Genomic DNA, 18,137 nt, shown 5'->3' with positions numbered 1-18,137 from the left:
AAAGTAAATTTCCAAATATGAGCCGGTTTTGTCAATGGACATATTTACGATGATTCGTGTTTCGTCAGTATGATGAAATTTAAGCATAGTGATGAAAGCGCGTTACATGCGCATGCGAAGAGTGGGCGTGTCGCGTCTGGTCTGCGGCCGGCCGGCAGCCGGTCGGCGCATGGCCGGTCCCAGGGATGAGCCTCCCTCTTTTTTGTTCCTTTTTCGTTCTTGATCACTGCGAATTCGCAGCTATACTTCCATCAAGAGACGAGGAGGATCACCGTGGCCAAATCGACACCTCAATCCGATCCGATGGCGATCTGGGACAGCCTGAAGCGGACCGATCCCAAGGCGACCAAGCCCTTCACCCGCGCGGGCGGGTTCCGGGGCACCCAGATCGATCCGGCCTGGCGCCTGCAGATCATGACCGAGACCTTCGGCCCCGTCGGCCGGGGCTGGGGCTACGAGCAGCTTGAATGGACCGTGGTCGAGCGCATGATCTTCATCTGCGTCCGGGTCTGGTACCTCGACCCGGAGACGGGCGAGAAGTGCTGGACCGGCCCGCAATGGGGCGGCACTGAAATCGTGCGCCGCAACCGCGACGGCACGGAACGGCCGGACGACGAGTGCTTCAAGATGTCGATCACCGACGCGGTCGGCAAATGCCTGCTTCAGCTCGGCCTGGCCGCCGACGTCTATCTCGGCCAGTTCGACGACAGCAAGTACCGGGAGGAGGCCGAGCTGTACTGGAACGCGCGCTCCAATCCGGAGACCCAGCCGGCGGCCGTGGAGGCCTTCGAGAAGGAACTGCGCCGGAAGCTGGAGGACGTCGTCGACCTGGACGGCCTGGACGCGCTGTGGCGCAGCGGCGTCGCCGCGCGCGTGCGTGAGATCGGCCACGTCGACCGGGCCGCCCAGCAGCGCATCACGACCCTGTTCAGTCGCAGGAAGGCCGAGATCCTCGACGCCGAGGGGGCGCAGGAAGCCGCCTGAATCGCGCTGGCAATCGCGCCGCCGGTGCCCATATGACGGGTTGTTGCGAAATCGCATTTTCCGACAGGAAGCAGATGGACCGCACCGTTTCTGGCATGTCGCCGAGCGGCCTCTTCACCCGTGCGGCATGGGAGCGAGACCTGGAGAGCAGCCACGCCGTTCTGCCGCGCTGGACGCGGTCGGCGGCGGAGCGCGACCGGCGCTTCCTCGAATGGGTCGATGCCGAGGCTCTCGGCCTTTCCGCCCATCTCGGGCGGCTGCGTCGGCCCGGCGCCTCGCCGCGGGTCACGGTTCCGCTCGACACACTGCTGCGCGCTCTGGCGGAAGATGCCGCCTGGGCGCGGCGCGAATTGGCCGGCCGGCTGAGCGAAGCCGCGTGACCGGCGGGAGAGGCATCATGACGATTCACGAGCTTCAGCAGCGTCTGCGCCGCATCCACGCCTCGATGGGCTGCGAGGGGCGGCTGTCCTTCACGATCGGCCAGGGCGAGCGGGAACCCTGCTACGTCACCCATTGGTTCCCGACCGGGCCGGCCGGCTACGAGGACTGCAAGGCCGTGGGCGTCGGCACGGCGGAGGAATGCCTGGAGGCGCTCCACCGCTACGCCGCCGCGTACCGGCCCCGGCCGACCGAGGACGAGGTCGGCCGCATGCTCGGCGTCGGCGTCGCCGCCGAGCCGCCGCAGCACTACCGGATCGCCGCCGAGTGAGGCCGGCTCGCCCTGCGTCCGGCGTCCAGGCCCCCGAGCCGATCGTTGAGCCGGTCGTAGAGCGGCCGGTAGCGGCCGACGAAGCCCTTGATGCAGGCGCGGTGGAACCGGCCTGCGGCGCTCGCCCAGGTATCGTCCGGGCGCACCCAGCTCGCATGCACGGACCCGGTCCGGCCGTTCGTGCGCAGGAAGCGGCCCACGCGCCCGCGCTCGTCCCGCACCCACTGGCCGGGCTGGAGGCGAAGGGCGCCGTGCGCGAGCAGGAGCCGGACCTGCGGGTCCAGGTCGATGGTGGGCAGATACTTCATGACGTCCTCCTCCCGCGGGTCTCGCGCCCCAGTGACAGGCGCGGTGACGGGCTGGGTGACAGGCAGATCGACTACGGGGATTGGAGAGAACATATGGTGATCAAACCCTCGTTCCGCCAGCTTTTCGGACGTTCGCCGTGACGCGGCGGAGCCCGGCGCCCGGCATTGGCGAACGCGTCGAGCAGGCAATCGCGCGCAGCAAGGGCCGGCTTCGCCTCTGGCTCGTCTTTGACGGCGAGGAGGAGGTGGCGCAGGCCAAGGCCCTGATCGCCGCCGCCCGTTCCCGCCACGTCGAGGCTTTGACCCGGGTCGAATGGCAGCGCCGGGAGGAGCGTGCGCTGAGGCGCATGGCGCCGCCGGTCGCGGTGTCCTGATCGGCCGACGGAGGCCCGTTCATGTCCATCATCCAGCCTTCCCTCCCGTTCGGTACCGCATCCGGCGCGTCCATCGTCTCCGGTGCGGGCGCGCAAGCGGGCGCCGACGCGTTCGACGTGCTGACCGGGCGCATCGAGCGGGTCACCTACCACGACCCCGACACCGGCTATTGCGTGCTGCGGGTGAAGCCCGACGGCGTGCGCCGGCCGCTCACGCTGGTCGGCCACACCGCCGCGATCGAGCCCGGCGAATGGGTCGAGGCGGCCGGCAACTGGGTCCAGGACCCGCGCCACGGCCTTCAGCTCCGCGCCGAGCTGGTGCGCGTTCGTCTGCCCGGGACCGCCGAGGCGATCGAGAAGTATCTCGGCTCCGGCCTGATCCGGGGGCTGGGGCCGGTGCATGCCCGCCGGCTCGTCCGCGCCTTCGGCGCTTCCGTCTTCGACGTGATCGAGCACGAGCCCGCGCGCCTGCGCGCCGTGCCGGGCATCGGGCCGTTGCGTGCCGAGCGCATCCTGGAGGCCTGGCACGAACAGAAGGCCATCCGCGAGATCATGGTGTTCCTCCACACGCACGGGGTCGGCACGGCTCGTGCGGTGCGGATCTTCAAGACCTATGGGCCGGATGCGGTCCGCCTGATCCGCGAGGACCCGTACCGCCTCGCCCGCGACGTCCGCGGCATCGGCTTTGCCGGTGCGGACGCGGTCGCGCGCAGCCTCGGCATCGACCCCACATCCATGGCGCGCGCGCGCGCCGGCATCGGCCACGTTCTCGCGCGTGCCGCGGAGGACGGCCATTGCGGCCTGCCCGCGGACGAGCTGCTCGCGTCGGCGGCGGCGCTGCTGGACGTCCCCGAGGGGATCGTCGACGCCGCCCTCGGACTGGAGGTGGCCGCCGGCGACGTCGCGGTCGTGGAGGTGGACGGCATCGAGTGCCTCGTCCCGCAGCCGCTGGTCCGCGCGGAGGAGCGCATCGCCGCCCGGCTGTCCCGGCTCGCCCGCGGCGAGCCGGCATGGGGGCGGATCGACGCCGCGGCGGCCGTGGCGGCGGTGGAGCGCGACCTCGGCCTGTCCTTGGCGCCGGGCCAGCGGCAGGCACTCGACCTCGCGCTGCGCGGCGGCGTCCTGGTGATCACCGGCGGGCCGGGCGTGGGCAAGACGACGCTCGTCGATGCGCTGGTCCGCGTGCTGCGCGCGGCGGGTGCCGAACCGGCGCTCGCCGCGCCGACCGGGCGCGCGGCCAAGCGCCTCGCCGAGGCGACGGGGCAGCCGGCCGCCACCTTGCATCGGCTGCTGGAGGCCGACCCGGGGGCGGGCGGCTTCCGGCGCAACGAGGCTCGGCTGCTGCGGACGGACCTCCTGGTGGTCGACGAGGCGTCGATGGTCGACCTGCGCCTGATGGACGCGCTGCTGGCGGCCTTGCCGCCCTCCGCCGCCCTGGTGCTGATCGGCGACGTCGACCAGCTTCCGCCCGTCGGTCCGGGACAGGTCCTGGCCGACCTGGTCGGCTCGGGCACGGTGCCGGTCGTTCGCCTGACCGACGTGTTCCGCCAGGCGCGCGACGGTCGGATCGTGACCAACGCCCGCCGCATCCTGGAGGGGTTGCCGCCGGAACCGAACCCGCCCGGGCCCACCGACTTCTATGTCGTCGAGGCCGCGAGCGCCGAGGACGCCTTGCGCAAGGTCGTCCAGGTCGTGACCGAACGGGTGCCGCGGCGCTTCGGCTTCGACCCCGTGCGCGACGTCCAGGTGCTGTGCCCGATGAACCGCGGCCTGCTCGGCGCCCGGATGCTGAACCAGGAACTGCAGCGCGTGCTGAACCCCGCGTCCGAGACACGGATCCGCCGCTTCGGCATCACCTTCTCGCCCGGCGACAAGGTGATGCAGATCGAGAACGACTATGCCAGGGACGTCTACAACGGCGATCTCGGGACCGTCTCGGCGGTCGACCCGGAGGCGCGTGGCCTGACCGTCGCCTTCGATGGGCGCGAAGTGGCCTACGCCGCCGGCGAGCTGGACGGCTTGGCTCTCGCCTATGCCTGCACGGTCCACAAGGCGCAGGGATGCGAGTTCCCGGTCGTGGTGGTCCCGGTCACGCGCGAGCACGCGCCGATGCTCCACCGCGACCTGCTCTACACCGCCGTCACCCGCGGCCGGTCCCTGGTCGTGCTGGTCGGCGAACGGGCGGCTCTCGACCAGGCGGTCTCCGGCGTGCGGCCGCCGCGTCGGCGCGCACGCCTCGCCGGCCTGCTCGCCGACGCCGCGTCGGCTGGTCCCCGGGAAGGCGGTTCTCCTCAGGAGGGCCGGTCGTCCCGCGTCAGCGGGCGCACCATGTGGATAGCGACGCCGATGACCGGAGCTTCGTCGCAGGGCACCGGCTCGCACAGCGGATCGGTGCTGGCCGGCACCAGCAGGGGGCAGTGCCAGCGATAGGCGCAGACGTGGTCGCCCTCGACCAGGACCACCAGGTCGCCCTTCGCGGGCGACCTGACGTCCACCGGCTCCAGCACCAGCACGTCCTGGGGCAGCAGGCCGCCGGCGTTCATGTGCAGCGAGGTCAGCCGTAGCGCGAAGGCCCGCTCGGACGCCTGGCGGTCGTAGAGCACGGACAGGCAGCCGCCGCCCGCGACCTCGCCCAGGTACTCCCTTGCCTGGCGCGGGCCGAGCATGCGCAGCGCACGAAGCTGCGCGAGTTCCAGGATCGGCACCCGGACCGGCCGCGGCGACGCGCCCGTATCGAGGAAGGTCGGTTCGCTGTCGGCCGCCCGGGCGAGCCGGCCGATCGTCTCGGCCGAAGGCAGGCTCGCCGCCTCCGGGTCGCGCAGGAAGCGCGTCACGTTCGTCGGCGTGACTTCGGCGCGGCGCGCCCAGGACGACGCGGTCCAGCCGCGCTCGTCCAGTACGGCCGACATCCAGTCGAAAAGCGCCTTCCTGACCGGCGGCATCCGCGTCTCCCCGCTTGCCCGTTGCCGGCCCGACCATACCGAGTTCATGCGAGTCCGCAAGGCTGATGCGGCAACATTGGGTAAAAAGATGCGTAGATGCTGCATTTGTGCAGCTTGCGACGTCATTCCGCGGCGGCGCTCCAGTCCGGCAGCCACGGGCGCGCCGCAGCGCCGTGCTTCCTCGGCAGACTGCCGAACCGCAGGGAAAGCTTGCCGTCGCGCGCCCGCGACAGGTAGACGCCCGGAAGCCCGTCGCGCCTCGGGACGTAGGCGACTCGGGCGTCGTCCGGCATCAGCGCCTTCAGCTCGCGCTCGGCATCCTTGTAGGCGTTCATGTCGGCGCGCCGGGCGGCCAGCGTGGCCGCGTGGGCGGCGAACTCGTTGTGCAGCGACATGTCGACGACACCCAGCGTCTCGAAGGCCGGCGGCTCGACCGGAAGCGGATCGCCCGGCGCGATGTCGCGCTCGACATGCCACCAGAAGGCCAGTTCCGATTCCAGCAGCACGGCCGTTCTCGCCTCGTCGCGCTCGACCTCCAGGAAGGAATAGCTGCTCGGCCGCAGGATCGAGAGCACCGCCCTCGTGAAGCCCGACACGGCCATCTGGTGCTGGAGTTGCCAGTAGTAGCGTTCGGCCAGCTCCACGTCCGAATAGGGCGACGCGCAGTACTTGGCTTCCAGGATCGTGTCGGGCCGGCCGGTGAACGGGCCGGCCGGCTCGCTCCAGGTCAGGAAGTCCAGATGGGCGACCAGCGTCTCGTGGAGGGGATGGATCCAGGTCTCCGCGTCGGCGGGATAGCAGGCGATGCCGGTATGCCGGGTATAGAAGCGGGCGTGCAGGTGCTCGGTCGCGATGCCGATCTGCACGGCGGGCACGAAGTCGAGCATGGCCGACGCCGCCCGGCCGGTCTTCTCCAGCCACAGCGCGTGCCAGTCGCCGGCCATGATGCGGGTGGCGTCCGACGATCCGATGCGGGTGGACCGGAACTCAAGCTGCTCCGCGCTGATGGCCAAGATGACGTTCCCATACGACGAAGTGCGAAAATGCAGTTTACCGTATGCACTTCAGCTAGTTCAACGTTCGTTCTATGCGAAAACGCATTTCAACTCGCATCACCGGCCGGCGCGAGCAGGAGAGCGGCGTGACCCGGCAAGGTCCAGGCGCCGGCTGCGGGCGGCGTCGCCGCGCCGATTCCGCCATAGCGTGGGTCCTCGCTGGACCACAGCAAGGCCCAGACCGACCCCGGCGGCGGCGCCAGCAGCGGTTCGGGCATCGCTTCGAGCGTCAGGTCGCGGCCGAGATTGACCAGCAGCAGCCGGTCTCCGCTCCCGGAGAAGAAGCGCAGCACGAAAGCCTCCTCGCCGAGCACGGCGCCGTCCACCTTGCCCGCCCGGTCCGGGTCGAACGCCCGGTCCTGCCGCCGCAGCCGCAGCAGGTCCCGGTGCAGGGCGACCGCCGGGGCGTTGCGCGCCCGTTCCTCGGGATCGAGCTTGCTCGCCTCGAAGGTGGCGGGATCGACCGGGTCGGCGACGATGTCCTTCGAGGCCGAGGCGATCGAAGGGAACTGGGACAGGAACTCCGTGCGGCCCTTCGCGACGGCGCGGGCGAGTTCCGGCTCGTGGTCGGCGAAGTAGTGGAAGGGGGACGAGGCCAGGAACTCCTGGCCCTGGAACAGCATCGGCGTTCCCGGGCACAGCAGGAGGCAGGCCGTCATGGCCCGTAGGCGGCCCGGATCGGTCAGGTGGTGCAGGCGCCGCCCGCCGGCCGAGTTCGCGACCTGGTCGTGGTTCTGGAGGAAGGTGACGAAGCAGCGCGGCGAAACGCCGAAGGTCGGCGTGCCCCGCGCCTGCTTCTGATGAGGGTAGTACTGTCCCTGGTAGAGGAAGCCGTACTTGGCCGCCGAGATGAATTCCTGGGGCCGGCCCAGGTGATTGGCGTAATAGGCTTCGCTGCGGCCGGTCAGCGCCACCATGGCGCTGTGGTGGAAATCGTCGTTCCACATCGCGTCCAGCCCGTCGCCTCCGCGATCCTGCGGGACCACCTGCCGGACGTGTTGCGGCTCGTTTTCGGCGACGATGAAGCAGCGGCGGCCGCGCGCCGCGGTCCTCGCGCGCTCGGCGATCTCGGCCACGATGTGGCGGGGCGAGCTGTCGTGGATCTGCTGGGTGGCATCCAGCCTCAGGCCGTCGAACCTGAACTCATCGATCCAGTAGGCGGCGTTGGCGAGGAAATACTCCCGCACCGGGCCGCAGCCATGCCCGTCGAAGTTCAGCGCGTCGCCCCATTCGTTGTCGTAGCGGTCGCTGAAATACTCCGCCGAGAAGTGGGGCAGGTAGTTCCCGTCCGGGCCGAGATGGTTGTAGACGACGTCGTGGATCACCGCGAGCCCGAGCCCATGCGCCCGGTCGACGAAGCGGCGCACGTCGTCCGGCGTCCCGTACAGCCGCGTCGGCGCGAAAGGGCACACGCCGTCGTAGCCCCAGCCGAACCGGCCGGAAAACTCCGACAGCGGCATCACCTCCAGCACGGTGACCCCCAGATCGGCGAGATGGGCAAGCTGCTCGGCCGCCGCCTGCCACGTCCCCTCCGGCGTGAAGGTGCCGACATGCATCTCGTAGATGACCTGGCCGCCTTCCGGCGGGCCGCGCCAGCCCTCGTCGCGCCATCGGTAGGCATGCGGGTCGACCACCTGCGACGGCCCGTGCGGCCCCTCCGGCTGGAAGCGCGAGGCCGGGTCCGGATAGGCACGGCCGTCGTCGTCGAGCAGGAAGGAATAGAGCGTGCCGGCGCCCCTCCCGGGCAGCAGGCCCGACCAGTAGCCGCCGCCTTCCGGCGCCAGCTCCACCGGCGGGCCGGCCTCCTCCTCCTCGATGCGGGCCGCCACCCGGCCGCGGTCCGGCGCCCAGACCCGCAGATGAATGCCGCCCGCGACCGGCTCCGCTCCCACCGGCAGCCGACGCCCCGCGGCTCCCGCCACTGTCGTTCCGCCCATTCCCGGTACCTCCCCAGGACCCTCCCATCGATGCGGCTCACGCCAACAGGCGGCACTCCGCCGGGTTCCCTTCCGGCTCCCGGCGCGCGCCGCTTCGACCGACGGTTTCTCCGAGGGGAGAGGAGCCGCTCCGGAGGCCGGGTTCGAGGGCACGGCGCGGAAATAACGAAGGCGTCGCGGCAAGCGCCGCCGACCCGGAGGGAGGGGGCAGGGCCGGCCGATACCCCCTTATCGCGTTCCGGCCGTGGCTGGGCCGGGCGGTCAATGCTTTGATATCTTTGGAAAATCGTTTCAGACGCCCGCCGACGGCCGGAACATGCCCCTGTATCGCCTTTTAGCGGTATTCGAGAGAAATTGCCTTTTGCTCCACGATGCTTGCCCGTTCGGTCGGAGTGTTACCCTGACCGAACGAATAGACCGGCGGCCATTCGGTGCTGTACACACTTGGTCGTCGAACGCTCAAAAATAATCGAAAAATATCACAGGCGAAAATCGAACCGGCGAGAAGGTCTTCTCCCGTCCAGGATGGTCCCCTGACTTGTTGATCTCTGCCCCGATGACCGGTGCGCAGGCAGGGGACGCTTTGACCTCGAAGACTGGAAGTCCCGGCGGGGTGAGACACCCGTAATCGAGAAGCCGCATCGAGAGCTGGAGGGTAGGTCATGCGCAAACCGCTTCTGGTCGCAGTCGTGACGACGCTCCTGTCGGCCGTCCCGGTCGCCGCACAGGACACGACTGCAACCGCCTCGAACGACTGGAACGCCAGTTACGGATTTCCGAGCGCCTCGTCGGCGCTGGTGCGGCTGAACCGGGCCACCCTGATCGAACAGCAGGAGAATGGCGGGCTGCAGTCGACGACGACGATCAACAGCACGTCGTCCTTCAACGTCGACACGATGATGAACTACGACGTCCAGGGCGACAACAACACCCTCGACACCAGCACGGTTTCGGAAGGCAACTCCAGCGTCATCATCTATGGCGACGGCTCGAGCGTCCCGATCACGAACTGACCGGCGGACCGCGAAAGAACGTGAACGGGAGGACCCTCGCCATGATCAGAAACATCGCCCTGCTGGGCGTCGCGCTCGCGGCGCTCACCGCCTGCTCCGCCACGGTGCCCGCCCGCCAGCCGGCGCCGCTGCTGGCGGGGCCGCCGGTCCAGACGCTGACGACCCCCTACGACGAAGCCTTGGCCTGTCTGGCGCGGACCCCCATTCCCGGCCGCTCCTACACCCTCGCGGTCGGCGACGTCGCGGACCGTACCGGCCGCATCTCGGTCGAGAACGGCGGCACCGGCAACTTCGTGACCCAGGGTGCCGGCGACATCATCAGCTCGGCGCTGGTGAAGGCCGGCGTCGTCGGTCTCGTGGAACGCCTGGACACCCGCGTGCCGCTCTTCGAACAGATGCAGGCCGACAAGAGGGCTCTGGGCGACGGCCTGTCCCAGACCATCCGGACGGCCGAGGGAGATACGCGGGAGATCCGCTACAGGCCCATGCCCGAGGGCATGATCCGCGGCTCCGACTTCTACATCCTCGGCTCGATCAACACGCTGGACTTCGGCATCAGCAGCGGCGGCGGCGAGGTGATGGTCGCCGGGATCGGGGCGCGCAACCGTCAGTTCCGCGCCGTCGTGGGGCTGGACCTGCGTCTGGTGCACACGCCTTCGACCCGCGTCGTCTCGGCGGTGTCGCTCCAGAAACAGATCGTCGGCCAGGAGGTCGGCGCCGGCATCGGCCGGTTCTTCGGCAACTACCTCGTCGAGGTCGACCTCGGCGACAAGAAGAACGAGCCGATGCAGATGGCAATGAGGTCGATGCTGCAACTCGCGGTCTTCGACCTCCTCACGGACCTCTACGACATCCAGGGATGTCGTGAGGGGATCGACGCTCTCGAGCAGGCGGGGGCGGTCACCAACTCGGGCGAGGGAGCCTCGCCGACCGCGTCGGCTCAGGTCCCGGATACGACCCCGGCCCTGCGTCCCGAGACGCCGCCCGCCCCGTGAGCGGGCGTCGATCCAAGCACCCCAAACCAACCAAAAACGGGAAGGGACATCACACCATGAAAAGGTTTCTCCTTGCTTCGGCGGCCGTCCTCGCTTTCGCGAGCCCCGCGGCGGCGAACGACGTGGCGCGCGAGCTGGTCGACAGCTTCCTGCCCGCCGTCACCGACGCGATGGACGAGGTGGGCGACCTCTACGCCAACGGCCAGGGCTTCTACGGCAACTTCCAGAAGGCCGTCGTCGACACCCGGCTCGGCGACATGAAGCGGTACTGGGACAGCAACCAGGGCAAGTGGGTCTATGGTTCGGTGACCGCCGCCAACATCGGCAACTCCATCGGCATCGAGGACAAGACGCCGGCGCCGAAGACCTACAAGGACACGACGACGACGACCGTCACCGAGAGCGGCAAGGTGTTCGCCAAGGGCATCGCCCTCACCGACGGCCTCGACATCGACGGCCATGCCCAGACCGACGGCCTCGACGTCGACAGCTACGTCAACCTGCCGATTATCGGGACGGTGGAGATCGACGGCGAGGTGGACGGCAACACCTGGATCGACGGCGAGGTCGACGGCAACGCCCCGGTCTTCGTCAAGGGCCACTGGTACGGCACCGAGACGACCGAAGTCACCAAGACCGTGCGCGAGTTCGTGAAGGGCGACCTCTACGTCAATGCCCAGTCCGCGGTGGGCAACGTCCAGTACGCCGAGCTGTACGTCAACGCCTGCAAGGAATGCGCCGGCTACACGCCGGAGCTGGAAAACGTCAGCATGACGGCGGCGAACATCCTGAACTCCGTCAGCATCGAGGACGGGTCGAGCCGCTTCCGCGGCGAGGAGGGCGACCTCTACGCCACGGTCCAGTACGCGAGCGGCAACGCCCAGGTGGCGGTGGCGTCGGGCAAGTTCAGCGAGATGCTCGGCGGCGCGATCACCGCGGCCAACATCGGCAACTCCATCAACATCACGGACGCGTGCGGCGTCTGCGAATGACGGATGCGTGAGTGACCGGGGCCGGCGGTTGGGCTGACGCCCTCCGCCGATCCCCATTGCCATTGTACCGCGAACTTGGCCGGGGCATCCGCCCCGGCCTTCTTTCGTGTGCGTCCGCGGCCCGCGTCGTGTCAAGCTGCTCCTTCGGTCCAGCCTTCCGGGGCAGGACGAGCCTCTGGACTAACTCCCTTCGGATCTCCGCGTCGTATCGGCGTCGCATGCGTTCCCGAAGGAGGAGTTGCCCGCACCGAAGGAGGGTTCATGTCGTCATCCGTGCTGTGCCGCCTCGCCGTCGCCGTCCCGCTGATCCTGGCAGCCGGCCCGCTGGCTGCCCAGACGACGGTCATCACCGTGTCGCGGTCGGCCGTCTCTTTTACCGATTCGCTGGGACCGGCATCGGTGACCCGGACCTTCCCGCTGGGCGCTGGGCCGCTTTCCGGCGCCGGACTGCTCGCGTCCGGGCCACTCGCCTACCGGCTTCTCGCTTTCCGTCCGTTGTCGGGCCTGCCGCTGGCGGGCGAGGGCGTGGGCCTCCCGCTCGTCGGCCTCCGGAGCTTGGGCGTGGTGCCGTTCGATGGCTCGCTGGTCTCCGGGCGGACGCCCGGCCGGCTGGCTCTCGCCGACGGCGCCGGCGCGGCGCGGGCCGACATCCTCGGGCCGCTGTCGCCGGTCATCGACGAGGCGTCCGCGCTCGACCGCCTCGCCACCGCGGTGTCGTACCGGATCGCTCCCCGGGCGCCGGCACCCGCATCCGCAAAGTAGCCCGGTACTCGCCGAGGGCACCCACGTTGTCTTTTTATTATATTATGAATTCTCATGTATGTTTATATGTGAATACTTGAATTCCCATTAACTGCATATTATCTTGCGCGCTCTGGACCCGACCGGACATCGCGCGACGCGACCCGGGGTGACGGCGACCTGGCGCGGGGACGTATGAGCATCGACAACGCCGTATCCTCTTCGGGCTGGATCACCGGGTTGTCGCGTGCGATGCCGATGGCCTTCGGCTACCTGCCGGTGGGCATCGCATTCGGCATCCTGGCCCTGGAAACCGGGCTGTCTCCCCTGATGGCGGTGCTGATGAGCGTCATGGTGCTCGGCGCCGCCTCCCAGCTGGTCGCCGTGCAGCTGATCGCCCTCTCGGCGGACCCGGTCGTCATCGTGGCGACGACCTTCATCGTCAATCTGCGCCACATGCTGATGTCGTCGGCGATGTCGCCCCATCTGCGCGGCTGGCGCTGGTACGAGATCGCCTTCTTCTCCTACGGGCTGACGGACGAGGCCTTCGCCCTCCACGCCGCGCGCTTCGAGAGCGGCCCCCTCGACAAGGGGGAGGCGATCGCCGTCAACGCGACGGCCCACGGGTCGTGGGTCTTCGGAACGGTTCTGGGCGTCATCGCCGGACCCGTCCTCGTGGGGATCGAGGTGCTGGCGCTCGACTATGCGCTGTCCGCCATGTTCATCGCGTTGCTGGCGATGATGGTACGCACGCGGCTTCAGTTCCTGGTCGGCCTCGCCGCGGGGCTGACCGCCTGCGCCGCCGCCCTCGCGGGCCTGGACTACTGGAACATCGTCGTGGCCACGGTGCTGTGCGCCACCCTCGGCCTGGGAGCGGAGAAATGGATCAGTCGGCGGTCTTCCTGACCATCGTCGGCATGACGCTGGTGACCTATCTGCCGCGCCTGCTGCCGGCTTGGCTGCTGTCGAAGCGGTCGCTGCCCGACGCGTGGCGGGTCTGGCTCGCCTATGTCCCGATCTCGGTGGTCTCCGCGATGCTGCTGCCCGCCCTGGTGCTGCGCGAGGGGGCGGTCGATCTCGGGTTCTCCAATCTCGAACTCTGGGCTGCGGTTCCGACGATCCTCGTCGGGGTGCTGACGCGCAGCCTGTTCGCCACGGTGCTCACCGGCATGCTCGGGCTCACGCTGCTGCGCGAGCTTCCGATGTAGCTCCGTTCACTCCTGCCATGAGGCCTGCACATGACCGCTGCCGTTGATACTCTGCCGACCGGCGCCGCCGCCCGGAAACTCCGCGTCTCCAAGGACATCCGGGCCGGCGTCGAGCGCGACCTCTACGCGCTCGCCGGCGGCGACGAGTTCATCATCGACGACGACCTGAAGCCGCATGTCGCGGCCCTCCAGGCGTTCTGGGACCGGCTCGATCCCGATCCCTATTACGGCGGCGGCGAAGGCTGCTATCGCGTGCGCCGCTACAGCGACTTCGACTTCGACCCCCGCACGGGCTCGATGACCCGCCGCAACCACATCCGCTACTACCAGAGCGAGCGGCAGAACGCCTATGTCGGCGGCAAGGAGCGGCATTTCGGCGACGTCGAGGTGGAGACGGTGGACAATCCGTTCTTCAACGAGCTCGTCCGCTACGACTTCGACCAGTATCCGCTTCCGCAGGAATACCGCCTGCGCACGTGGATCTGCCAGATCCACATGATCCGCATCGTCGTCGCCCCCGGCAGCACGACGCCGATCACGCCGGAAGGCGTGCACTGCGACGGCTACCCGTTCGCGGGCGTGCATCTGATCAACCGCGTCGGCGTGGTCGGCGGCGAAAGCAGCGTCTACACCAGCGAGGGCGAGCGCCTCGCCTCGCGCACCTTCGAGCGGCCGCTTGACACCCTCTGGTTCGAGGACCGGCGGATGAAGCACTACGTGACGCCGATCTCGGCGGCCGGCGACGTGCCCGGCCATCGCGACCTCCTTGCGATCTCCTTCTCGCTGCCGGACTCGCCCTACGAGACGGAAGAGTAGGGGCCGGCGATGCGCGCGGCGCTGGAAAAGCCCGTGCTCGCCTGGAGCGTCGACCGGATGACCGCCGGCGACGCTGCCGAGGTCGCGACGTTCTTCGAGCGCTTTCCCGAAGTCGCCTTCTGCGACTGGGAGGACGAAGGGCTGCTGGCCAAGGTGCTGTCGCGCGAGGGGGATGCGTCCTACCTCGCCCGCCGGCAGGACGGCAGCCGCAGGGGAGAGGTGGTGGGAGCCGTGCTCGCCGGCAGCATCGGCGTCCGCGGCTCCGTCAACCACATCGCGGTGGACCCGGAATTCCGCTTCGAAGGCGTCGGCCGGGTCCTGGTCGAGCGGGCGCTGGCGAGCTTGAGGGCCGACGGGATCCGCCGGGTTTTCCTGTTCGTCGCCGAAACGTCGGTTGCGGCCGGGCCGTTCTGGAACAGCATGGGCTTCAGCCCCGTCCCGGGCGAGATCGCCCTGGAGCGCGACCTCGACTAGAGGGTTTCCGGCTCGTCCGGAAACCCTCAGGGGCGCGACCGCGCCCCCGCCCCGCCAGGGGCGAAAGCAAAGCCGCGGATGCGGCGCCGGCGCTTGAGGGACACGAAGTCCCCGAGCGTTTCCGGTTCATCCGGAAATGCTCCAAGGCCGGGACGGCCATCTCACCCAACGAAAAAGGGCCGCCCCGGTCGATCCGGGGCGGCCCTTCCTCGTTTGGCCGGATTCCAGCGAGCCGTCAGGCCGCCTTCGTCGAGCTCGCCGCGACGATCTCTTCCGCGACGTTCTTCGGCACCGGGTCGTAGTGCGAGAACTCCATCGTGTAGGAGCCGCGGCCCGAGGTCATGCCGCGCAGCTGGCCGATGTAGCCGAACATCTCCGACAGGGGCACATGGGCCTCGACGGCGGTGTTCGTGCCGCGCTCGAGCTGGCCGAGGATCAGGCCGCGACGGCGGTTGATGTCGCCGATGATGTCGCCGAGATACTCCTCGGGGGCCACCACCTCGACCTTCATCACCGGCTCCAGCAGGACCGGGCTCGCCTTGCGCATCCCTTCGCGGAAGCAGGCCTTGGCCGCGATCTCGAAGGTCAGCGCGTTGGAGTCGACCTCATGGTACTTGCCGTCGATCAGGCTGGCCTTGAAGTCGACCGTCGGATAGCCGGCGAGGACGCCGTCCTCCTTCTGCACTTCCAGGCCCTTCTGCACCGACGGGATGTACTCGCGCGGGATCGAGCCGCCGACGACCTTGTCCTCGAACTTGAAGCCCTGGCCGCGCTCGAGCGGTTCGAACACGATCTTGACCTCGGCGTACTGGCCGGAGCCGCCGGTCTGCTTCTTGTGGGTGTAGGTGTATTCGACCGGCCCGGTGATCGTCTCGCGATACGCCACCTGCGGACGGCCCATGTTGCCTTCCACCCCGAACTCGGTCCGCATGCGGTCGAGCGTCACTTCGAGATGCAGCTCGCCCATGCCGCGCAGGATGGTCTGGCCGGTCTCGCGGTCGCTCTCGAGCCGCAGGGACGGGTCGGCGCGGACCATCTTGCCGAGCGCGGTCGAGAACTTCTCCTGGTCGCCCTTGTTCTTCGGCTCGACCGAGACGCTGATGACGGGGTCCGGGAAGCGCATGCGCTCCAGGATCACCGGCTTGGACGCGTCGCACAGCGTATCGCCGGTGTCGGTCTCCGACAGGCTGACGAAGGCGACGATGTCGCCGGCGCGGGCCTCGTCCAGCGGGCTCATGTCCTTGGCGAACATCTCGACCATGCGGCCGATCTTCTCGCGCTTGCCGCGCGTGGAGTTCAGGACCGACATGCCCTTGCTGACGACGCCCGAATAGACGCGCACGAAGGTCAGCGAGCCGTAGGTGTCGTTGATCACCTTGAACGCGAGGCCGGCGAACGGCTCCTCGTCCGAGCTCTTGCGCTCGCCGACCGGGTTGCCGTCCGCATCGACGGTCGCGATGTTCTCGACGTCGGTGGGGGCGGGCAGGTACCAGACGACGGCGTCCAGGAGCTGCTGAACGCCCTTGTTCTTGTACGAGGAGCCGCACAGCACCGGGTTGAAGACCGACTTGACCGTGCCCTTGCGCAGGCAGGCGCGCAGCGTCTCGGCGTCCGGATCCTCGCCGCTGTCGAGATACGCCTCCATCGCCGCCTCGTCCATCTCCAGGCAGGTCTCGACCAGCTCCTGGCGATAGGCGGAGACGCTCTTGATGATCTCCAGGTCCTCGGCGACGTCGATGTTCAGCTTCGCCGCGAGGTCGTCGGTGATCTCCCAGACCTCCATCTTGGCGTCCTTCTCGTCCGAGAACCAGAGGTACGCCTTCATCTCGACGAGGTCGATCATGCCGCGGAAGTTGTCTTCCGAACCCAGCGGAAGCTGGATCGGCAGCGGACGCGCGCCGAGGCGGTTCTTGATCATGTCGACGCAACGCCGGAAGTTCGCGCCGCTACGGTCCATCTTGTTGACGTAGCAGATGCGCGGGACCCGGTAGTTGTCCGCCAGGCGCCAGTTCGTCTCCGACTGCGGCTCCACGCCGGCGACGCCGTCGAACACCACGACCGCGCCGTCGAGCACGCGCAGCGACCGGTTCACCTCGATGGTGAAGTCGACGTGGCCGGGCGTGTCGATGACGTTGATCTTCTTGTCTTTCCAGAAGCAGGAGACGGCAGCGGACTGGATCGTGATCCCGCGCTTCTGCTCCTGCTCCATGTAGTCGGTCGTCGTGGACGTCTTCAGGTCCTTGGTGTCGTGGATGTCGACCACCGTGTGCTTGCGACCCGTGTAGTACAGGATCCGCTCGGTCGTGGTCGTCTTCCCGGCGTCGACGTGTGCGATGATACCGATATTCCGCAGATCGGCGAGCGGAGTCGTACGGGGCATGCAAGGCTCCGGTCAGAAGGAGTGAGTGCCAAAAAATAGAACAAGCGTGGGCGCAGCCTTATGCCTGCCGCCTCGCCGCCAGTCAACGTCCGTCTGATGAATATTCCATTAAGCGCCGCCCCGGAGGACGATCCGGACAAGGAGGTCTACCTTGGTGGGTGGCCACGAATTGCCCGGCACTCGCTGGTCAAATCAGACGGCACATAAATGACCATTCGCGCGCACGGATCAAGGAAATAAACGCGCGGGAGGCATGCGGGGAGCGCAGGCACCCCCCGCACCGCTCTTCGCACCGTCCTGCGTGCCGTTCTCTGCCCTTGCCGCTGCCCGGGCCTGCGCTCAAGTACCCCCGGCCACGACGGGGTGGGACGGGTCCTGCGTCCAGTGCGACATCGAGCCGTCGTAGAGCGAGACGTCCGGGCGCCCCTCGACCTCGCTCAGGACGAACCAGGCCAGGGCGGCGGAGTGGCCGGTGTTGCAGAACGCGATGACGGGCTTGTCCTCCGGCACCGCTCCCGCGGGCGTCTTCAGCTCGCCGGCGGAATACAGCCGCTCCCAGTCCAGCCACATCGCGCCGGGGATCGTCCCGGGCACCCGCGCGGCGGGGCTCTTCTCCTCGCCGCGGTGCTGCGCCAGGCTGCGGGCGTCCAGGAGGACGCTGTGGCCGGTCTCGCTGGCGTTCTCGACCTCGTCGACCGCCGCGCGCAGCCCGGGGCGGTAGCTGGCCGTGAAGGGCCGGCGCTCGGGATCGGCGCCGGGCCCCGCTTCCACCGGGCGCGCGGGGTCGGACGTCCAGCCCGCGAGCCCGCCGCGCAGGATCGTCACCCGGTCGTGGCCGAGCACCTTGAACGTCCAGTAGACGCGGGCGGCGTTGCCGAAGTCGCCGGCCGTGAGCCCGTTCGCCACCAGCACGACCAGCGTGCCGTTGCCGATCCCGAGCGAGGACACGAGGTCGCACAGGCGGTCGACCGGCGGCAGCATGCCGGGCGCCCCCTCGGCGGCGGCGCGCCAGCCGGCGGCGGCGTAGTCGGCATGCACGGCGTTCGGCACGTGCGCCTGCCGGAACGCGTCGGCCCCGCTGCGGACGTCGACGATGCGCAGGCCGGGATCGTCGAGGTGGCGGTGGAGCCATTCCGGGTCCGCGAGCGGGCCGGGGTGGGGAAAGGGGGTCTCGGTGGTCATTCGAATCCTCGCCTGGTCACGATATCG

18 protein-coding genes are annotated in these 18,137 nt (G+C 68.9%); 13 read left to right on the top strand and 5 right to left on the bottom strand.

Annotated features, from left to right (window positions below):
- Window positions 1-273 precede the first annotated feature (273 nt).
- From VGO20_RS25210 to VGO20_RS25200, 3 genes are all read left to right on the top strand, one after another.
- Window positions 274-984 carry a hypothetical protein gene (locus VGO20_RS25210; protein ID WP_327505162.1) on the top strand — a complete coding sequence of 237 codons (711 nt, stop codon included), beginning with the start codon at window positions 274-276 and terminating at the stop codon, window positions 982-984.
- A gap of 74 nt (window positions 985-1,058) precedes the next feature.
- Entirely contained in the window at window positions 1,059-1,364 is a 306-nt protein-coding gene (locus tag VGO20_RS25205; protein ID WP_327505161.1) for a hypothetical protein, read from the top strand.
- 17 nt (window positions 1,365-1,381) lie between these two features.
- A complete protein-coding gene (locus tag VGO20_RS25200) occupies window positions 1,382-1,693 on the top strand; it encodes a hypothetical protein (RefSeq protein ID WP_327505160.1) in 312 nt (103 codons plus the stop codon).
- Here VGO20_RS25200 and VGO20_RS25195 read toward each other — a convergent pair.
- The gene (locus VGO20_RS25195) at window positions 1,672-2,001 is read right to left on the bottom strand and encodes a hypothetical protein (RefSeq protein ID WP_327505159.1); all 330 of its coding nucleotides are present in this window, start codon (window positions 1,999-2,001) and stop codon (window positions 1,672-1,674) included. The two genes, VGO20_RS25200 and VGO20_RS25195, sit on opposite strands and share 22 nt — an antisense overlap.
- Before the next feature lie 137 nt (window positions 2,002-2,138).
- On the opposite strand from VGO20_RS25195, the gene VGO20_RS25190 reads away from it, so the two are divergent.
- Both VGO20_RS25190 and recD2 read left to right on the top strand, forming a co-directional pair.
- Window positions 2,139-2,375, top strand: coding sequence for a hypothetical protein (locus tag VGO20_RS25190; protein WP_327505158.1), 237 nt, complete (start codon window positions 2,139-2,141; stop codon window positions 2,373-2,375).
- 21 nt (window positions 2,376-2,396) lie between these two features.
- Complete coding sequence (recD2, locus tag VGO20_RS25185) at window positions 2,397-4,805, top strand: SF1B family DNA helicase RecD2 (RefSeq protein ID WP_327505157.1); 2,409 nt, start codon at window positions 2,397-2,399, stop codon at window positions 4,803-4,805.
- 634 nt (window positions 4,806-5,439) lie between these two features.
- Here the strand turns inward: recD2 and VGO20_RS25180 are convergent.
- Complete coding sequence (locus VGO20_RS25180) at window positions 5,440-6,330, bottom strand: YqaJ viral recombinase family protein (RefSeq protein WP_327505156.1); 891 nt, start codon at window positions 6,328-6,330, stop codon at window positions 5,440-5,442.
- 89 nt (window positions 6,331-6,419) lie between these two features.
- Window positions 6,420-8,309, bottom strand: coding sequence for a malto-oligosyltrehalose trehalohydrolase (gene treZ, locus VGO20_RS25175; protein WP_327505155.1), 1,890 nt, complete (start codon window positions 8,307-8,309; stop codon window positions 6,420-6,422).
- A gap of 662 nt (window positions 8,310-8,971) precedes the next feature.
- On the opposite strand from treZ, the gene VGO20_RS25170 reads away from it, so the two are divergent.
- The 8 genes from VGO20_RS25170 to VGO20_RS25135 all read left to right on the top strand — a co-directional run bounded on the left by VGO20_RS25170 (window position 8,972) and on the right by VGO20_RS25135 (window position 14,548).
- Window positions 8,972-9,322: a hypothetical protein gene (locus VGO20_RS25170; protein ID WP_327505154.1), complete on the top strand. Its 351-nt coding sequence runs from the start codon at window positions 8,972-8,974 to the stop codon at window positions 9,320-9,322.
- A gap of 41 nt (window positions 9,323-9,363) precedes the next feature.
- The gene (locus VGO20_RS25165) at window positions 9,364-10,317 is read left to right on the top strand and encodes a CsgG/HfaB family protein (protein WP_327505153.1); all 954 of its coding nucleotides are present in this window, start codon (window positions 9,364-9,366) and stop codon (window positions 10,315-10,317) included.
- Between the two features lie 56 nt (window positions 10,318-10,373).
- Window positions 10,374-11,309, top strand: coding sequence for a hypothetical protein (locus tag VGO20_RS25160; RefSeq protein WP_327505152.1), 936 nt, complete (start codon window positions 10,374-10,376; stop codon window positions 11,307-11,309).
- A 261-nt stretch (window positions 11,310-11,570) separates the two neighbouring features.
- Window positions 11,571-12,071, top strand: a complete 501-nt coding sequence (locus VGO20_RS25155; RefSeq protein ID WP_327505151.1) for a hypothetical protein — start codon at window positions 11,571-11,573, stop codon at window positions 12,069-12,071.
- A gap of 174 nt (window positions 12,072-12,245) precedes the next feature.
- Entirely contained in the window at window positions 12,246-12,956 is a 711-nt protein-coding gene (locus VGO20_RS25150) for an AzlC family ABC transporter permease (RefSeq protein ID WP_327505150.1), read from the top strand.
- A complete protein-coding gene (locus VGO20_RS25145) occupies window positions 12,932-13,258 on the top strand; it encodes an AzlD domain-containing protein (RefSeq protein ID WP_327505149.1) in 327 nt (108 codons plus the stop codon). Before VGO20_RS25150 ends, VGO20_RS25145 begins: the two co-directional genes overlap by 25 nt.
- A gap of 30 nt (window positions 13,259-13,288) precedes the next feature.
- Window positions 13,289-14,074 carry a 2OG-Fe dioxygenase family protein gene (locus VGO20_RS25140; protein WP_327505148.1) on the top strand — a complete coding sequence of 262 codons (786 nt, stop codon included), beginning with the start codon at window positions 13,289-13,291 and terminating at the stop codon, window positions 14,072-14,074.
- Between the two features lie 9 nt (window positions 14,075-14,083).
- Entirely contained in the window at window positions 14,084-14,548 is a 465-nt protein-coding gene (locus tag VGO20_RS25135) for a GNAT family N-acetyltransferase (RefSeq protein WP_327505147.1), read from the top strand.
- 235 nt (window positions 14,549-14,783) lie between these two features.
- On the opposite strand, the gene fusA is transcribed toward VGO20_RS25135, so the two are convergent.
- A complete protein-coding gene (gene fusA, locus VGO20_RS25130; RefSeq protein WP_327505146.1) occupies window positions 14,784-16,928 on the bottom strand; it encodes an elongation factor G in 2,145 nt (714 codons plus the stop codon).
- Between the two features lie 339 nt (window positions 16,929-17,267).
- Entirely contained in the window at window positions 17,268-18,110 is an 843-nt protein-coding gene (locus VGO20_RS25125; RefSeq protein WP_327505145.1) for a sulfurtransferase, read from the bottom strand.
- Between the last annotated feature and the right edge of the window lie 27 nt (window positions 18,111-18,137).

Origin of the sequence: Arenibaculum sp., assembly GCF_035998295.1 — a bacterium.
In the GTDB taxonomy this organism is placed as follows: Bacteria; Pseudomonadota; Alphaproteobacteria; order Azospirillales; family Azospirillaceae; genus DASYHS01.
This window is presented reverse-complemented; position numbering and strand designations above follow the sequence as displayed.